Here is a 15,285-nt window from a genome sequence, read left to right as displayed (position 1 = left end):
AAAATAAACATTCATTTTTACTCTTGACTTTACCTCATAACCCCCGTATATTAACTCATGTAGTTTTTAAAAAGCACGAGGTAAATTAGATGAGCAATTACTTTAGTATGGAAGCCTTCGATTATGATGACATCCAACTTGTACCTAATAAATGCATTATCAAGAGCCGTAAAGAGGCCGATACAAGCGTAAAATTTGGAAGCCGAACATTTAAAATCCCGGTTGTTCCAGCAAACATGGAGAGCGTAATTGATGATGATTTAGCTATTTGGTTAGCGGAAAACGGCTACTACTATGTAATGCACCGTTTTTATCCAGAAAAGCGCGCTGATTTTATTAAAATGATGCATGATAAAGGCTTATTTGCTTCAATTTCTGTTGGGATTAAAGATAGCGAATACGATTTTATCGACTATTTGGCTAAAGAAAAGATCATCCCTGAATATATTACAATCGACGTAGCTCACGGGCATTCAGATTATGTAATTAAGATGATTAAATACATTAAAGATAAGTTGCCCGATACATTTTTAACAGCTGGCAACATTGCAACTCCTGAAGCAGTTCGTGAATTAGAAAATGCCGGAGCTGATGCAACTAAAGTCGGTGTCGGTCCAGGACGCGCCTGCATCACTAAGTTAAAAACTGGTTTTGGTACCGGAGGCTGGCAATTAGCAGCACTTAGAATGTGTTCTAAAGCTGCTAGAAAGCCATTGATTGCTGACGGTGGTATTCGCCACAACGGGGATATTGCCAAGTCTGTTCGATTTGGCGCTTCAATGGTAATGATTGGATCTCTATTTGCAGGACACGAGGAATCTCCTGGCAACTTAATTACAATTGATGGCAAGAGATATAAGCAATATTGGGGTTCAGCTTCTGAAGTTCAAAAAGGTGCTTACCGCAATGTTGAAGGAAAGCAAATGTTAGTTCCTTATCGTGGCTCTATTAAAGATACCTTGCGTGAAATGCAGGAAGATTTACAGTCTTCTATTTCATATGCTGGCGGTAAAGACTTGAGTGCAATTCGAGTAGTAGATTATGTTATTGTAAAATCTTCCATTTTTGATGGCGATAAATAAAATTTAAATCATGAGAACCGAAGTATTCATATAAGTGGATACTTCGGTTTTTATATTCATTCAATTTTCATACAAAAAATCATCTTCTTTTTGCGTACTTATTTATATAGAGACTAACTTTTTCTCTATATATTTTTAGAAAGTTGATTTAGTATGAAAATTTCCATTCCAAATCTTTTGTACCATGGCAATGACGTTATTGTAGAAAAACCAGATATTCATGCGGGAAAACCAAGACATGACTTCGGTAAAGGCTTTTACTTAACTACAGATATTAATCAAGCAGCAAAATGGAGCAAACATAAAATAAAAATTAATTCTTCAAAATTAAAACAAAATCCGTACAACATTTTAATTTCTAAATATGTATTTGATACAAACCAATTCTATTCATTAAGAGTCAAAATATTTGATCATGTAAGCGAAGATTGGCTAAACTATATCATAAAAAATAGAAAGAATATCGATTTCGCTTTAAATACAGATTATGATCTAGTTATAGGTCCTGTAGTTGATGGAGCAAATTCCTGGGAAGCATTGGCACTATATTCTAATGGTACAATATCTTTTGAGAAAGCTATATCTCGTCTTAAACCAGAAAATTTAACTGACCAATGGGCCTTTAAAACTCAAAATTCAATTAACTGTTTAAAATATGGAGGTGTCTTTTATGAAGAAAAATAAATACGTAACCGAATCATTTATTAATGCAATTACTAAGGAAGTCAGTATTTTAATTGCTGCAAATGATCATATGTCGATCGAAAAAGCTGAAAATTTATTTAAAGAATCAAAAGTCTATAATTTTCTATGTTTTCCACCGGATTATTTTTATGAAGAAGATCCACAATATTTCTATGAAATGTATGAAAACTTAGAGCATAAAGGACTAATGGTCGACAACAATCAACTTTATTTAATGCAAAATCCTCAACTATATAAGTTACCAACAGATTAATACTGATAAAAACAACGATGGCGCACAGCTATCGTTATTTTTATTAGTTTAACTTCTAATTGATGTAAACTAAATTAAGCAAGTACTTTTTAGAAAGCTGGCGAAAAAATTGATTAAAACTGCCAAGCAAGTCTTAGCTAAGCCGTTTACATCAAACTTCTTCTTTATCTTCTTACAGGGAATTATCATCGGGATCATAACTGGATTAATTGTCGGTACCTTTAGGTGGATTATCGACCACACAATGAAGTTCTTATTCTTTATCTATCCCCTAATGCGGCAAAAACCGATCTACCTAATTCCTTACATCATTGCAACTTTGTCAATCGTTCTAATTCTAGGAAAAATTATTAAACCCGTTCTAAGTAATATTACTGGTTCCGGTGTGCCGCAAGTTGAAGCTGTGATGCTTAACGAAAATAAAATGAACTGGTGGAGCATTCTATGGCGTAAGTTTGTAGGTGGCTTGCTAGCTATTTGTCCCGGTCTATTCTTAGGACGAGAAGGTCCTTGTATTCAAATGGGCGCAATGGTTGGTCAGGCCTTTGGTGAAAATCTCTTCCATGCTGATCCAGATGACCTTAAAAGACTCCAGGGATGCGGAATAGCTGCTGGATTAAGCGCCGCATTTTCCGCACCGCTAGCTGGTGTCTTCTTCCTAGTAGAAGAAATAACCTTTAACTTCACTCCCAAAGAAGTCCTGACTGCCTTAGCTGCTGCCATGTCATCTGACTTAATGACGCTTTGCTTCTTTGGCACGCAGCCTTGCCTATATCTTCCTTTAGACAAGTCATTGCCACTTACTTCTTATTGGTTTGTAGCAATTATTGGTGTAGTCTTAGGCTTACTCGCATACCTTTATCAATACTGCCTCTTAAGCCTTAAACCAGTCTATGCAAAGATCACCAAAATTCCAGCAATTTATCATTAGTGTTATTCCGCTTCTGCTCGTAATTCCAATTGGTTTATGGAATGCTAACCTACTTGGCGGCTCACACGACTTTATTTCAAGTCTATTTGACCCAACTTTCATGAAAAGTATTCAAACTGGAGCCTTAAGTCTGATACTATTACCACTTGTTTGGTTCGCCGTTCGGTTTATTTTTTCAATGATTTCTTATGGGGCATCTGTTCCTGGCGGTATCTTCATGCCAATTCTAGTCTTAGGAGCCCTTCTCGGCGTAGTATTCGCTGTGCTTATGATTCACTTCAATATTGCGCCAAAGCGCTGCTATGGCATTATTATTGTCACTTCGATGTGTGCTTACTTTGGTACTATTGAAAAGGCTCCTTTCACTGCGCTGACGCTTTTAACAGAAATGGTAGGTTCAGTTGAACAGATTTTTCCAATGCTGATCACCACTTTTATCGCTTACTTTGTGTTAGATCTCTTAGGTGGAAAACCAATTTACGCAGCTCTAAGAATTCAGATGAATTATCACAAGCTATCTAACTTGCCTAAAGTTAAACATGCAGAAGAATAATTCATAAATATTTTCAAAACAAAAGGTGTCGATCATTCAACGCAATAAGCGAAGATGATCAACACCCTTTTATATAGAAATAATAACCTTCTACAAGTTAATTAAAATACTTAATGCTATGCCCCAAATAATGGCATAAACTACAGCTACCATTACTAAGTAAATAACTGCTCCCCAGAATGGGTCGTGAATCATCTTTTCGGTTCCTGGATCTGGGCAGACAACTAAAAGAAATGATCCCAATGCAAATAGTGCGTAGAAAATCCAAACTAAACCTTCTCCAAATCCCAGCAAGCCTGAGCTTAAGCTCAAAATTAAGAAAAAGAATGCACAAATTGCAATCCAGAAGTTCCAGTTAGTTACTTGTGCAACCTTATTGACATACTGCCAAAAGCCACCTGTGTTACCAAACACGAATAAGTGACCAACCATGGAACAAAGAATTGTAATAATCTGAACAACAAATAAAATTACTATTGCCCAGAAAGTTGCACCAGATCCATGATGTACTAATGGCATGTCAAACAGGTTAGCAATATAATTACCTGCCACTGCTAAACCAATGAATAATACAATATCTTCACCTAATAAGGTAACAACTCCATACCACTTCTCTGCAGGATTGTGGCCTAAAGGATAGCGCCATGATTCTACTAACCAACGCCAATAAGTGTTAGGAGTTTCTTCTTGTGGAGATTGAACTTCATCTTTCATAATAATTCCTCCTCAAGACTATTTATCTTTCGTATTTATTATAACAACAATCGTTATAAAACGGCAGAATAAGGGCTTGCGGAAACATGTTAGTGATAAGAAAAAACAAGCAACGGAGAAATTGCTTGTTTTTAATGAAATGTTAATGTGTCAGTTATTTAAAACTAGAAAATAAAAACATTCTACCAAAAAAGAGCCAAACATCCCTGTTCGACTCTCTTCATAACTATTTTTCTATTTCAACATGCTCTCTGCATATGGCAACTCAAGTGATGGATCTGCATTCAAATTCTCATCGCTAAACTTACCAGCCTTGTACAAGTTATATGCAGCTGCACCAATCATTGCCGCATTATCTCCGCAAAGTTTCAAGTCCGGTAAAATCACCTTTGGCTTAATATCAGCAGGTAACTTTTCAATCTCTTCTGCTAATCTATCGCGTAAGCCGTGGTTCGCGGCGACACCGCCGCCTAAGATAAATGTCTTCGGCTTATATTCTTTGATCGCTCTAATTGTCTTGTGGCTCAACACATCAACAACTGAAGCCTGAAAACTTGCAGCTAAATCATACTTATCAAGTTTTTCATGAATTTGATCTGCATGGTGGCAAGTGTTGATAAAGGCACTCTTTAAGCCTGAGAATGAAAAATCATAGTCATCATCTTCCATCATTGCCCGTGGGAAGTGGAAAGTATCCTTACCCTTATGTGCCCACTCATCAATTGTCTTACCAGCTGGATAATTAACTCCCAAAACTCGACCAATCTTGTCATAGGCTTCACCAGCTGCGTCATCTCTTGTATCACCCACAATCTCAAAGTGGATTGGATCTTTCATCAAGACGATTTCAGTATGACCACCAGAAACTTGCAAGGCAAGTGCTGGATATTCAATTTCATCCTTTAATTGCGCTGCCATAATATGACCCATGATATGGTCAACGCCAATCAATGGAATCCCAGTTGCCATTGAAGCTGCCTTTGCGGCACTAACCCCAATTAACAAAGCTCCAACTAGACCTGGTCCATAGGTAACGGCAATTGCATCAATATCATCCCAAGTAGCGTTTGCTTCAGCTAAAGCTTCCTTAGTAATTTGAGTAATTACTTCAATATGGTGACGACTTGCAACTTCTGGCACTACCCCGCCAAAACGTTGGTGGCTTTTTATTTGAGTAGCTACAATTAAGCTTTCAATTTCGCGCCCATTTTTAATTACGGCGGTAGAAGTTTCATCACATGAGCTTTCAAATGCTAAAATTCGAATATCTTTTTTTGTCAATTTACTTCTTCCTGTTCTCTATCTGCTATCTTTTTAATCATGCTTACGGCGTCCGCATGTTCAGCCGAATAATAATTTTTCCGAATAAAATTATCCCTAAATCCAATCTTCCGGTACAAGCTCTGCGCATTGTAATTATCGCTTCGAACTTCTAAGGTCATCTGAACAGCATGATTTTTTTGAGCAATTTCAATCATCGTCCTGAGCAAAAATCCACCAATTCCTCTTTTTTGAAAAGCAGGCTTAACAGCAATATTAGTAATATGTCCTTCTTGTGCCTGCATTCTCATCCCGACGAAGCCTACCAAGGTTGAACCCTGATAAACCACAAGATACAAAGAATTGGCATGCTTTTTCAATTCGCTCTTAAAAGAAAATCGACTCCATGGGGTTCTGCCAAAATAAACTTCTTGCTCTAAGCCCAACAAGTCAGCAATATTTTCATCGCTTGCCTTCATAATTTGATAAGTTTGATTATCAAGTCTCAAAGCAAAAGGCGAAAAACTCAAGTCAATTTCTGCTGGATGAAAAAATAAACTAAACTTCTTCAACATAGTCGCTATCTGGACCAAATGCCTTTCCAGTCTTATTATGCCAATCAATTTCAGCTTGCGTACGTCTCAAGTATTTTGGCACCATCTTATCAGGATCAATTGCTTTCTTATTAAGTGCTAACTTACCAATTTCCCCAGCATGAATTTGATTATCGCCTGCAGCTTGCTTAAAGTTGTCTGACCCTAACAAGTCTTCAATCTCATCTTGATATTTATCAATTGGACTGCCGACAAAGACAACTTCTTCAGGCAGACCCAATTCTTTAATCTTATTAATTAAATCGTCTAAATGATAATGACCATCTGGAACTAAGTTCTCTAGCTTACCATTTACTTTTCGATAAACCCCAGCAAAGAAATTCTTGTTACGAGCATCTAACTCACTTACAATCACTCCGTCATTTACTCCATTAGCTAAAGCAGCCAAAGTTGATACTCCGACTAAATCTTTATTTAAAATAGAAGCAAACATCTTAGCAGTTGTAATTCCAATTCTCAATCCCGTATAAGAACCTGGCCCTTCTGCCACTGCAAAACGATCAATATCTTTTAAGGTAAGATTATTTTCTTTTAGTAATTCAGTAATCAAAGGATCTAAATGCTCGCTATGGTTGCGATGATCCTCTTCATTTTTTTCAACAATTTTATCCCCATCATTCAAAGCTACATTCAAATGATTGGTTGCAGTCGTGATACTTAATATCTTCATTTAAACTCTATCCTTAATATTATCGAAATTACCTTCTTATTTTAACACGTTGAAAAGCATTTAAAATCACGTAAAGTACAACAATCTGAATCCATGGCGTAATTAACTCTTTCAAGATTCTTTGTAAGAAGGCTGCTCGTAAGTCTAGGCCATATAGTAGGTGAAGCCAATAAGTATTCATTAATACATTAACTACTAAAGTGACTAATAAAGTCGCTGCAATAACGCGCCACCATTTAATTGGTTTTTGGTATAAAAATAAGGCATAGATCACCACGCCAACAATAGCTGACAGAGTAAAGCCGGGGAAGAAACCTCCCTCAACTCCAAAAATAGCTGACCGCAATAAATCACTAATTAATGCGCCGATTCCACCCCAAAGTGGACCGAAATAATATCCTAAAAGCGCACTTCCAATAAATCCCAATCCTACTTTTACAGTTGAAGTACCAAAAGAAATTTTTTCTAATACAATATCCATCGCTACAAATAGTGCCAAAGTAACTAAACCTTGCAAATCTATTTTCTTTATTCCCGTCTTCATTGGCATCCCTACCTTCCAAAAAAGCACGACTGTACTAACAAGTCATGCTCTTAATTTTCTCTCCAACTAATTTCAGCCAAAGCAGAAATTTCACCTTGATTAGAAATCAAATGATACGACGTAAGCGTATCTTGATCAAGCGTAAGCTCAGATACGGCCTGATCGCCATATTGTACTTCTTTTTTAAATGAAATATCGACACTTTTAGCAGTATGAGAATTCAAAAATTCTCTTGGTAAAGTATCAATCATCCAATCAAAATAAACACTATTAGTTAAATGATGATTTGTATCTAAATCATAGTAACGAACCGCATATGTCTTACTCGATTCATAATCCTTCAAAGGACGTAATCTCTTAAAACGTGGCATATGTTTCAAGTATGGATTTCCAAACTTTTCCATCATTTGACTATCTGCTTCAGTAATTTTTCGATTTTTTAGATCTAAAATCACCCATTGGCTTTTGACATCTAATATCTTTTTGTTAGTAGAGTCTATTATACCACAATCTCTATATTCAAAAAAGCGATTATAACCGCTACCGTTTGTTGTAACGGTAATTTTTTCACCAGCTTCAGGAAGACGCTCAAGATCAAGATGGTATTCAACTACCACCCAGCCTAAGTTTTGTTTTAATAAATCATGAATCCCAGCATTGCCTTGAGTTAATTGATCATTTGAAACTTTCATAAAATGTTCAATTAATTTAGGAAGCTGAATTTTCCCCGTTTCATCACAGTCGCCATAAGTAACCTGATGTTCTTCTTTAAAAATCTTTTCCATTAGCGATCACCACGCAATTAATTTTGATGATATTTATCATAGAGCTCATTCTTTGATACTTTATTAGCCTTAGCGACTAACTTAATAGCATCCTTTTTACTTTCGCCAGCTTCAACTCGATCAGCCACTTGCTTGATTAGCTCATCCCAAGAAAGTTGCTTTTCTTTCTCATCATTTGGTGAAACCAAAACTACGAACTCGCCTCGAGGATCATTCTTAGTGAAGTATTCATTAATTTCACTAATTGTACCTCTTAAATATTCCTCATGAATCTTCGTTAGTTCACGAGCTAACACAATTTTTCTATCTGGTTTAATTACCTCAGCCAAAGTTTTTAAAGTCTTCTTTAAACGATGAGGTGCTTCATAGAAAATTGAAGTCGCACGTGCCTGATTCATCATCTCAAAATATACTTTTTGCTCACTACTCTTACGCGGTAAAAAGCCATAATAGGTAAATGGTTGAGCATCAAAGCCAGATGCAATTAAAGCTGTCGCAAAAGCTGAAGGTCCTGGAAGCGAAACAACCGGGATATCATTTTTGATACATTCTTGGACCAAAATATAACCAGGATCGGAAATAACCGGCATCCCAGCATCAGAAATTTCGGCAATCGTATTTCCTTCTTTAAGCAATTTAATTAATTCTGGCGCACGTTCTTTAGAATTATACTTATGAAAAGAAATCATCCTATTATGAACGCCAATTTTTTCAAGTAAGATTCCGCTGGTTCTAGTATCTTCAGCAGCAATATAATCAGCTTCAGTTAGAATCCTCTTCGCCCTTAAAGTAATATCTTCTAAATTGCCAATTGGTGTAGGGACAAGGTAAAGACGCCCCTTATCTTTTTCATTAAAACTACTTTGCGCTTGCATCTTTTATCCCCTATTTTTTTGTCCGTGATTTACGAAATTATCTAAAATATCTAAGCAAAACATGCAATCTTCACCAGATTCACGGTGAGAGCCATAATACATGTTGCAAATATGATAGCCAGAATCGTAAATATTACGTAGTGATTTTAGACCAGCTTGGGACTTACTTTCTGCTGGTTCTTTGTTGGCGTCTAATTTACTAATTTTTTCTCTTAATAGTTGATTTTCAACCTTTAACTCTGTATTTTCTTTCAATACTTCAAGCATGTCATTTTCCAGACCGGCAACAGTTTTTGTCATTGCCTGAAGATTTTGCTGTAATTGTGACAATTGTGAAAATGGATCCACTCAAAAACACCTACCGTTCAAAACTCAATACTAAATAATCTAACGTATTGTGGAAACTAACATTACTAGCTCGCATCTTATCAGCAGTCATCAACAACTCCAATAAGAATGCACTTTTCCTTAACTTTTCACCAGCTGCTAGACTCTTCATCGCTAAAGTCTTAAGTTGATAAAAAACAAATTTTTGACTTGCTGGCTTTGTAGCAAGACCGCTAATCTGGCTCACGCGTACCAGTGCTAAATCATTCTGCTCTAATAACTCTTGGAACAAATACTTACTTTCTTCTTCAAGCTTAGCCGTATCGCCTAGATCATCAATTTCTTCATCAGTTAAGCCATATTCAAGCAACTGCGCTCTCTTACTATCAATTTTTTCATCAGAGAAATTAAGAATCTGCGTTCTAGACTTAACTGTTGGCAAGATTTGATTTTCATTATTGGTTATCAAAATCGTAACTACAGGTGCTACCGGCTCTTCTAATAAGTTAAGCAAAGCATTACTTGCAGCTAAAGTTAGCTTTTCAGCATTTTCAATGATAAAAAAACGTCGCTTGCCTTCAACAGGACTTTTTGCCAATTCTTCTTTCAAAGGACGAATTTGATCAATTGAAAGCGTCTGTTTTCCTTCTAGTTTTACTAAAAAGACATCAGGATGATTGCCATCTAAAATTCTTTGGCAATTATTGCACGTCCCATCAGGCTTATTTTCTCCTGTACAATTAAAAAGACATGCCAGCCAATAAGCTGTATTAAGTCCTTTTTTTTGCATTGGATCGACAAACAAATAACTGTGGGCAACTTTTTTATTTAAATATGCATCCCTTAAAAGATCAGTCTGCTTTTGACCTATATTTTTTAAATCAATCATTAAAAGTGCTTAAATTCCTCAACTGGTAATACAAAGACCGTTGCTCCGCCTACAGTAACTTGGACAGGCTTACCTAGCATTGAAGTTCCCGCTGCATCCATATTCATATTAGAAACATACTGTTCTCTAGTGTGGGAACTCTTTTTGATAATTTCTAATACTTCATTTACTCGGTCATCTTCAATCCCAACAATAAAAGTTGTATTTCCTGCCTTTAAAAAGCCGCCGCTTGTAGCTAATTTTGTTGCACGCACATTATTTTGAATAAATTCTCTTGCCAATGCATCCGCGTCTTTATCTTGTACAATTGCTAAAACGAGTTTCATTCTTACCAAATCCTTACATAAAAATATCAGGTAATTGCTTTCTTATTATTTTAACACTATTAGCTGCAACTTCCTCGATTGGCAAATTAGCATCCACCTTTTTAATTCTATCAGGATATCGTTTTAACAAGTCTATATATCCGGCATAAACTTTTTTGTGGAAAGCTAATTTTTCTTGTTCAAGTCGATCTTCTTGCCCTGCTCGTTCCTTTTCAATTCTAGCCAAGCCAGTTGCAGGATCTAAGTCTAAAAAGATCGTCAAATCAGGCTCAAGACCGCCAGTTCCAAAATCATTAATTTGCTTTACAGCTTCAACGCCTAAATCTCTGCCAACACCTTGGTATGCCAAAGAACTATCGATAAATCTATCAGATAAAACAATTTTTCCAGCTGCCAAAGCTGGGCGAATAACTTCACTAACATGCTGACTTCTTTGAGCTGCATAAAGAAGAGTTTCAGTTCGATCATCCATTTCCTTATTTGCTGGATCTAAAATAATTGTCCTAATATTTTCAGAAATTTTTGATCCACCAGGTTCACGTGTAATAATCGTCTTTTTCTGTATTTCTTTTGGCAACTGCTTGATAAGCTCGTTGATAACTGTGGTTTTTCCTGCCCCATCTGGGCCTTCAAATGTAATTAAATATCCTTTCATGTCTACCCCCAATTGGCATTGTACTGTAAAAGAAAAAAGAAAGACAGACTTGTTTTTTTCAGATTATTTATTTTTCCACAAAAAAAGCCCACCAGTGGTGGACTACATTATCTAGTAATCACGCTTGATGAGCTACTAGATTTAGTGTTTCTTCTTCTTGCTTCTTCATACAAAAAAATAAATTTTGCATGTAGAATTTTATTTAAAACGCGATTATCAAATGAATAATCAATTGTTGTCTGATCAAAAACTTTTTGTTCTGCAAGTTGTCTTTGTAATTGAGCAACTACTTTTAATAGTCGCTCATCGCCTGCTTTTTTAACTTTATGCCTTTTTCCAATCATAGATCTGTTCTCCCTTGAACAGCGCGCTTCAAAGTAATTGAGTTTGCATATTCAATATCGCTACCTACAGCTAACCCTGCAGCTAGGCGCGTCACTTTCAAGCCGGCTGGTTTGATTAGCTTAGCTAAGTACATTGCAGTTGCTTCACCTTCTGGACTAGAATTTAAAGCCAAAATGACTTCTTTAACCTCATCTTGCTTTTGCAGTCTAGTAATTAGGCTCTTAATATTAATTTCTTCTGGGCCAACACCATCCATTGGGGACAGAACACCATGTAAAACATGGTATAAACCGTTATATTCACCCATTTCTTCAAAAGCCATTACATCTTTTGGCTGCTCTACCACCATAATTGTTGAACGATCACGATTTGCATCTCGGCAAATTTCACATGGATCGCTCTCGGTAATATTTCCACAAATAAAACAAGAGTGAAGATTTTCTTTTACCTGCATTAATGACTTGGAAAAGTCTTCCACATCATCTTCAGGCATGTCCATTGTATAAAAAGCTAACCGCGTTGCTGTTTTTTCACCAATACCAGGCAACTTCATATAATTATCAATTAAACGTGCAATTGGTAATGGATATTGCATAATTACATCAAACCTTTAGTGTATTTTCCCATTGATGCTTGAGTAGCATCATCGACTGCCTTAATTCCTTTATTAACAGCATCAATAACTAAATCTTGAAGCATATCTGGATCATCTGGATCAATTGCTTCCTTATCAATCTTTAAGTCTTTTAATTGACGGTCACCACTAAAAGTTGCTACTACCATATCATCAGCAGACTTGCCAACAAATTCTTGAGTAGCTAAATTTGCTTGTTCAGCTTCCATTTGTTGTTGCATCTTTTTAGCTTGCTTAATTAAGCCTTGCATGTTGCCCATGCCCATACCACCAAAATTAGGTCTTCTACTCATTTTTTCTCTCCTTAATCTTTAATCTGCGCTAGATCTCCAAAAAGTTCTTTTGCTTTATCGATAACTTCCTTTTTAGCTTGAGGATCTACCTGATTTTCATTTGTTTCTTGTTCAGATTTTTCTATTTTTTGAAATTTCTTAGCAAGTAATTCTTCTTTATGACTTGCTACAAAATCATGCCGTACTTTTAGCCATGAAGAATCTGCAACTAAAACAATACTATAATTATGCTTCGTTAACTTGGCAATTTCAGCTTCAAGCTGAGAAATTAAATCTCCATCTTGATTTGCCCGTTTAAACCATAATTCATATTTACATTTTAAAACAATTTGCTCATGACTTGCAGCTACAGGATTCAAAACTTCCATGACGGCTCTTTGAGATACCTTCAAAGTAGACAATAAATCTGGCCAAATATCTTTGACTGTATTTAAGTCCTCTTTCGTCGCATTTTCAAGTACATGGTAGACTTGACGGCGATTATTTTCCTGTGCTGCTTGGTTATTTGCACTAGCTTTTCTTCTCTTAGGTTTTTGATCAGTATTAGCTGTTTGAGCAGCAATTTGTTTAGGACGAGAATTAGTTTCTGTCTTAATAGTCCCAGAAAAGTCAGAGCTACTTCTATTAGTTACTTGAACTGGTCTATTTTTTAGTTCAGCAACTTGTTTACTTAAATTATCAATTTCATTTTTTAACTTTTGAACGACAATTGAAGAAACTGAATCACCTTGTTCTACTGGTGCATTTCCGCCTACCCCTTGCGTGACTTGAACCACAAACACATCAAGTGGAATTTGTTGCTGATTAGTGTAGCGCAAATCATTTAAAGCAGTATTGGCTGCTTGAACTAAATTATAAAATTTTTCTTCTGGGATCTTAGCTAATTCTGCTGCATAATCTTTAGTTAAAAAAGTTGCCTCTTTATTGCTCTTAATAACCAGCATCCCTTTAACAGTTAAGCTAATTAGTTCATCTAAGATATTCTTAGTTGATGCCCCATCTTGAAGTAAATTATGAACTATTTCGAATGCTTCTGACGTTTCGCCCTTAAGTAAGTCTAATAAGACTTGCTCAATCTTTTCTTGAGCAGCATAACCAGTAATTTTTAAGGCATCGTCATACTTAACCTTATCCTGATCATAGGATAAAATTTGATCCAAGATACTTAAACTGTCCCGCATTCCACCATCAGCAACTTGAGCAATTACCTCAAGTGCCTTTTCTTCAAAGCCAATTTTTTCTTGACCAAGAATATAAGTCATGCGAGCAATTAAATCATGTTGATCAATCCGTTTAAAATTATAGCGCTGAGTTCTTGAAATAATAGTTGCTGGGACTTTTTGAAGTTCAGTTGTAGCTAAGATAAATACTACATGCTCAGGTGGCTCTTCTAGTGTCTTAAGTAAGGCATTAAAGGCACCCATCGAAAGCATATGAACTTCGTCGATAATATAAACTTTATATTTCCCCTGTGTGGGAGCATATTTTACCTTATCGCGGATATCACGAATTTCATCAACACCATTGTTTGATGCTGCATCGATTTCGATAATATCATTCATCGTCCCTCGATCTGCCGCAAGACAGTTTTCACACTCATTACATGGCTCACCATCTTGCAAATTAGTACAATTTAAGGCCTTTGCAAAAATCTTTGCACATGATGTTTTACCAGTACCACGTGGTCCCGCAAACAAAAAAGCATGTGATATCTTGCCACGCTTGATTGCATTTTTTAATGTATCAGTAATCGCTGTCTGCCCTACAACTCCATCAAAAGTTCTAGGACGCCACTTACGATATAGCGCTTGATAAGCCATTTTGCACTTCCTTTATCAAAAAAACTCCTAGCTCAAACGAGCTAAGAGCTGTTTATTTTCTCAAAAAAAGGCACATGCCCAAGCAACCTTAGTGCTGCTACCTTCCGGTCCTGACACAATTTGGAGGTCGGACATTGCCCACAAACTATAATACAGTATTTTAACTATTTTTTCCACTATTTATCTTGCTTTTGTTTACGCCTAATTTCACGGAAAAAATCTTTTAACATTTGCGCTGCTTGATCCTTAAATAAGCCTCCAAAAACTTGAGGGTGGTGATTAAATTTTTCTACTTTGAATAAATCAATTACACTTCCAGCAGCTCCGGCCTTAGGATCAAAAGCGCCATAATAAACTTCAGCTAGCCGTGAATTAACAATTGCACCGCTGCACATCGGACATGGTTCAAGGGTAATAAACAAGCTGCAATCAACTAAACGCCAAGAACCCAGATTTTTGCAGGCCTCTCTAATCGCAATCATTTCTGCATGCTGGGTTGCATCCTCATCAAGCTCGCGTCTGTTGTAGCCTTCGCCAATTACTTTTCCATCTTTATCCACAACAATTGCACCAATCGGTACTTCTCCCTGGTCTTCAGCTTTTTTTGCCTGTGCAAAAGCTAGCTGCATGTATTCTTCCTTATCGCTTTTTTCAAACATATATTTTATTCAATATCTTTCCTATAATTCTTATTAATCATTATTATTGTAATCGAAAAAGCCAGTTAAATTAACTGCTAACGTAAAGAAGTTCATTATTAAACATATTCATGTATAGTATAAAAAGTAAAAATAAAAAAGATCTTTTGGATCTCTTCTATTAAATTCGGCCACGTTTTTTAATCGTATAACAGTTAACAAAATAGCCAATTGATCCGACAAAATAAAGCATAGCCAAACCAGCTGCACCAAGGAATCTATTACCATTAACTGATAAATAAATCATTCCACCAAACCCAGCCAAAACAATTAAGACTAAAATAATATTAATCAATAGCTTCATAATGATTC

Annotated in this window: 20 protein-coding genes, 1 other RNA gene and 1 pseudogene; 4 read left to right on the top strand and 18 right to left on the bottom strand. The window is 36.1% G+C overall.

Features of this window, described 5'->3' with window-relative positions; genetic code table 11:
* The first annotated feature begins 89 nt into the window (after nucleotides 1-89).
* The 4 genes and pseudogenes from LpgJCM5343_RS01940 to LpgJCM5343_RS01925 all read left to right on the top strand — a co-directional run bounded on the left by LpgJCM5343_RS01940 (nucleotide 90) and on the right by LpgJCM5343_RS01925 (nucleotide 3,524).
* Nucleotides 90-1,082 (top strand): GMP reductase, encoded by a 993-nt coding sequence (locus LpgJCM5343_RS01940; RefSeq protein ID WP_024273020.1) that lies wholly within the window; start codon nucleotides 90-92, stop codon nucleotides 1,080-1,082.
* A 153-nt stretch (nucleotides 1,083-1,235) separates the two neighbouring features.
* Entirely contained in the window at nucleotides 1,236-1,766 is a 531-nt protein-coding gene (locus LpgJCM5343_RS01935; protein WP_003649391.1) for a DUF3990 domain-containing protein, read from the top strand.
* A complete protein-coding gene (locus LpgJCM5343_RS01930) occupies nucleotides 1,753-2,040 on the top strand; it encodes a hypothetical protein (RefSeq protein ID WP_003649392.1) in 288 nt (95 codons plus the stop codon). The genes LpgJCM5343_RS01935 and LpgJCM5343_RS01930 overlap by 14 nt, the downstream gene beginning before the upstream one ends.
* A 109-nt stretch (nucleotides 2,041-2,149) precedes the next feature.
* A pseudogene (locus LpgJCM5343_RS01925) lies at nucleotides 2,150-3,524 on the top strand (ClC family H(+)/Cl(-) exchange transporter).
* Between the two features lie 90 nt (nucleotides 3,525-3,614).
* On the opposite strand, the gene LpgJCM5343_RS01920 reads toward LpgJCM5343_RS01925, so the two are convergent.
* From LpgJCM5343_RS01920 to LpgJCM5343_RS01835, 18 genes are all read right to left on the bottom strand, one after another.
* Nucleotides 3,615-4,238, bottom strand: a complete 624-nt coding sequence (locus LpgJCM5343_RS01920; protein WP_020807793.1) for a hypothetical protein — start codon at nucleotides 4,236-4,238, stop codon at nucleotides 3,615-3,617.
* A 234-nt stretch (nucleotides 4,239-4,472) separates the two neighbouring features.
* Complete coding sequence (tsaD, locus tag LpgJCM5343_RS01915) at nucleotides 4,473-5,519, bottom strand: tRNA (adenosine(37)-N6)-threonylcarbamoyltransferase complex transferase subunit TsaD (RefSeq protein WP_048685678.1); 1,047 nt, start codon at nucleotides 5,517-5,519, stop codon at nucleotides 4,473-4,475.
* Nucleotides 5,516-6,073 carry a ribosomal protein S18-alanine N-acetyltransferase gene (gene rimI / locus LpgJCM5343_RS01910; RefSeq protein ID WP_039157420.1) on the bottom strand — a complete coding sequence of 186 codons (558 nt, stop codon included), beginning with the start codon at nucleotides 6,071-6,073 and terminating at the stop codon, nucleotides 5,516-5,518. Before rimI ends, tsaD begins: the two co-directional genes overlap by 4 nt.
* Nucleotides 6,057-6,782, bottom strand: a complete 726-nt coding sequence (tsaB, locus tag LpgJCM5343_RS01905; RefSeq protein ID WP_101890977.1) for a tRNA (adenosine(37)-N6)-threonylcarbamoyltransferase complex dimerization subunit type 1 TsaB — start codon at nucleotides 6,780-6,782, stop codon at nucleotides 6,057-6,059. The genes rimI and tsaB overlap by 17 nt, the downstream gene beginning before the upstream one ends.
* A 28-nt stretch (nucleotides 6,783-6,810) precedes the next feature.
* On the bottom strand, nucleotides 6,811-7,326 hold the full coding sequence (locus tag LpgJCM5343_RS01900; RefSeq protein WP_167435357.1) for a folate family ECF transporter S component: 516 nt from the start codon (nucleotides 7,324-7,326) through the stop codon (nucleotides 6,811-6,813).
* Between the two features lie 50 nt (nucleotides 7,327-7,376).
* Nucleotides 7,377-8,111 carry an acyl-[acyl-carrier-protein] thioesterase gene (locus tag LpgJCM5343_RS01895; RefSeq protein WP_113576185.1) on the bottom strand — a complete coding sequence of 245 codons (735 nt, stop codon included), beginning with the start codon at nucleotides 8,109-8,111 and terminating at the stop codon, nucleotides 7,377-7,379.
* A 17-nt stretch (nucleotides 8,112-8,128) separates the two neighbouring features.
* The gene (gene rsmI / locus LpgJCM5343_RS01890; RefSeq protein ID WP_003651995.1) at nucleotides 8,129-8,986 is read right to left on the bottom strand and encodes a 16S rRNA (cytidine(1402)-2'-O)-methyltransferase; all 858 of its coding nucleotides are present in this window, start codon (nucleotides 8,984-8,986) and stop codon (nucleotides 8,129-8,131) included.
* 3 nt (nucleotides 8,987-8,989) lie between these two features.
* Complete coding sequence (yabA, locus tag LpgJCM5343_RS01885; RefSeq protein ID WP_003649401.1) at nucleotides 8,990-9,334, bottom strand: DNA replication initiation control protein YabA; 345 nt, start codon at nucleotides 9,332-9,334, stop codon at nucleotides 8,990-8,992.
* Nucleotides 9,335-9,344: 10 nt separating this feature from the next.
* Nucleotides 9,345-10,202, bottom strand: a complete 858-nt coding sequence (locus LpgJCM5343_RS01880; RefSeq protein WP_003649402.1) for a DNA polymerase III subunit — start codon at nucleotides 10,200-10,202, stop codon at nucleotides 9,345-9,347.
* Nucleotides 10,202-10,528, bottom strand: a complete 327-nt coding sequence (locus LpgJCM5343_RS01875) for a cyclic-di-AMP receptor (protein WP_003649403.1) — start codon at nucleotides 10,526-10,528, stop codon at nucleotides 10,202-10,204. Before LpgJCM5343_RS01875 ends, LpgJCM5343_RS01880 begins: the two co-directional genes overlap by 1 nt.
* Nucleotides 10,529-10,541: 13 nt before the next feature.
* Entirely contained in the window at nucleotides 10,542-11,183 is a 642-nt protein-coding gene (tmk, locus tag LpgJCM5343_RS01870) for a dTMP kinase (protein ID WP_101890975.1), read from the bottom strand.
* Between the two features lie 107 nt (nucleotides 11,184-11,290).
* Entirely contained in the window at nucleotides 11,291-11,527 is a 237-nt protein-coding gene (locus tag LpgJCM5343_RS01865; protein WP_003647758.1) for a YaaL family protein, read from the bottom strand.
* Complete coding sequence (recR, locus tag LpgJCM5343_RS01860; RefSeq protein WP_101890974.1) at nucleotides 11,524-12,123, bottom strand: recombination mediator RecR; 600 nt, start codon at nucleotides 12,121-12,123, stop codon at nucleotides 11,524-11,526. The genes LpgJCM5343_RS01865 and recR overlap by 4 nt, the downstream gene beginning before the upstream one ends.
* A 2-nt stretch (nucleotides 12,124-12,125) precedes the next feature.
* Entirely contained in the window at nucleotides 12,126-12,455 is a 330-nt protein-coding gene (locus LpgJCM5343_RS01855) for a YbaB/EbfC family nucleoid-associated protein (RefSeq protein WP_003647760.1), read from the bottom strand.
* Between the two features lie 11 nt (nucleotides 12,456-12,466).
* A complete protein-coding gene (dnaX, locus tag LpgJCM5343_RS01850; protein ID WP_101890973.1) occupies nucleotides 12,467-14,275 on the bottom strand; it encodes a DNA polymerase III subunit gamma/tau in 1,809 nt (602 codons plus the stop codon).
* A 62-nt stretch (nucleotides 14,276-14,337) separates the two neighbouring features.
* An RNA gene (ffs, locus tag LpgJCM5343_RS01845) (signal recognition particle sRNA small type) lies at nucleotides 14,338-14,418 on the bottom strand.
* A 33-nt stretch (nucleotides 14,419-14,451) separates the two neighbouring features.
* Nucleotides 14,452-14,934: a tRNA adenosine(34) deaminase TadA gene (gene tadA, locus LpgJCM5343_RS01840; protein ID WP_101890972.1), complete on the bottom strand. Its 483-nt coding sequence runs from the start codon at nucleotides 14,932-14,934 to the stop codon at nucleotides 14,452-14,454.
* Nucleotides 14,935-15,094: 160 nt separating this feature from the next.
* Nucleotides 15,095-15,277: a hypothetical protein gene (locus LpgJCM5343_RS01835; RefSeq protein WP_003647765.1), complete on the bottom strand. Its 183-nt coding sequence runs from the start codon at nucleotides 15,275-15,277 to the stop codon at nucleotides 15,095-15,097.
* Between the last annotated feature and the right edge of the window lie 8 nt (nucleotides 15,278-15,285).

Origin of the sequence: Lactobacillus paragasseri (assembly GCF_003584685.1) — a bacterium.
GTDB classification, from domain to species: Bacteria; Bacillota; Bacilli; order Lactobacillales; family Lactobacillaceae; genus Lactobacillus; species Lactobacillus paragasseri.
The sequence above is the reverse complement of the archived record's forward strand: the minus strand, read 5'-3'. Positions and strand labels throughout refer to the sequence as shown.

Excerpts from the sequence above, each read along its gene's own strand:
- LpgJCM5343_RS01940 (WP_024273020.1), top strand. The coding sequence starts at position 90 with ATGAGCAATTACTTTAGTATGGAAGCCTTCGATTATGATGACATCCAA.
- LpgJCM5343_RS01935 (WP_003649391.1), top strand. The coding sequence starts at position 1,236 with ATGAAAATTTCCATTCCAAATCTTTTGTACCATGGCAATGACGTTATT.
- LpgJCM5343_RS01930 (WP_003649392.1), top strand. The coding sequence starts at position 1,753 with ATGAAGAAAAATAAATACGTAACCGAATCATTTATTAATGCAATTACT.
- LpgJCM5343_RS01920 (WP_020807793.1), bottom strand. The coding sequence starts at position 4,238 with ATGAAAGATGAAGTTCAATCTCCACAAGAAGAAACTCCTAACACTTAT.
- rimI (WP_039157420.1), bottom strand. The coding sequence starts at position 6,073 with ATGTTGAAGAAGTTTAGTTTATTTTTTCATCCAGCAGAAATTGACTTG.
- tsaB (WP_101890977.1), bottom strand. The coding sequence starts at position 6,782 with ATGAAGATATTAAGTATCACGACTGCAACCAATCATTTGAATGTAGCT.
- LpgJCM5343_RS01900 (WP_167435357.1), bottom strand. The coding sequence starts at position 7,326 with ATGAAGACGGGAATAAAGAAAATAGATTTGCAAGGTTTAGTTACTTTG.
- LpgJCM5343_RS01895 (WP_113576185.1), bottom strand. The coding sequence starts at position 8,111 with ATGGAAAAGATTTTTAAAGAAGAACATCAGGTTACTTATGGCGACTGT.
- rsmI (WP_003651995.1), bottom strand. The coding sequence starts at position 8,986 with ATGCAAGCGCAAAGTAGTTTTAATGAAAAAGATAAGGGGCGTCTTTAC.
- LpgJCM5343_RS01880 (WP_003649402.1), bottom strand. The coding sequence starts at position 10,202 with ATGATTGATTTAAAAAATATAGGTCAAAAGCAGACTGATCTTTTAAGG.
- LpgJCM5343_RS01875 (WP_003649403.1), bottom strand. The coding sequence starts at position 10,528 with ATGAAACTCGTTTTAGCAATTGTACAAGATAAAGACGCGGATGCATTG.
- tmk (WP_101890975.1), bottom strand. The coding sequence starts at position 11,183 with ATGAAAGGATATTTAATTACATTTGAAGGCCCAGATGGGGCAGGAAAA.
- LpgJCM5343_RS01865 (WP_003647758.1), bottom strand. The coding sequence starts at position 11,527 with ATGATTGGAAAAAGGCATAAAGTTAAAAAAGCAGGCGATGAGCGACTA.
- recR (WP_101890974.1), bottom strand. The coding sequence starts at position 12,123 with ATGCAATATCCATTACCAATTGCACGTTTAATTGATAATTATATGAAG.
- LpgJCM5343_RS01855 (WP_003647760.1), bottom strand. The coding sequence starts at position 12,455 with ATGAGTAGAAGACCTAATTTTGGTGGTATGGGCATGGGCAACATGCAA.
- dnaX (WP_101890973.1), bottom strand. The coding sequence starts at position 14,275 with ATGGCTTATCAAGCGCTATATCGTAAGTGGCGTCCTAGAACTTTTGAT.
- tadA (WP_101890972.1), bottom strand. The coding sequence starts at position 14,934 with ATGTTTGAAAAAAGCGATAAGGAAGAATACATGCAGCTAGCTTTTGCA.
- LpgJCM5343_RS01835 (WP_003647765.1), bottom strand. The coding sequence starts at position 15,277 with ATGAAGCTATTGATTAATATTATTTTAGTCTTAATTGTTTTGGCTGGG.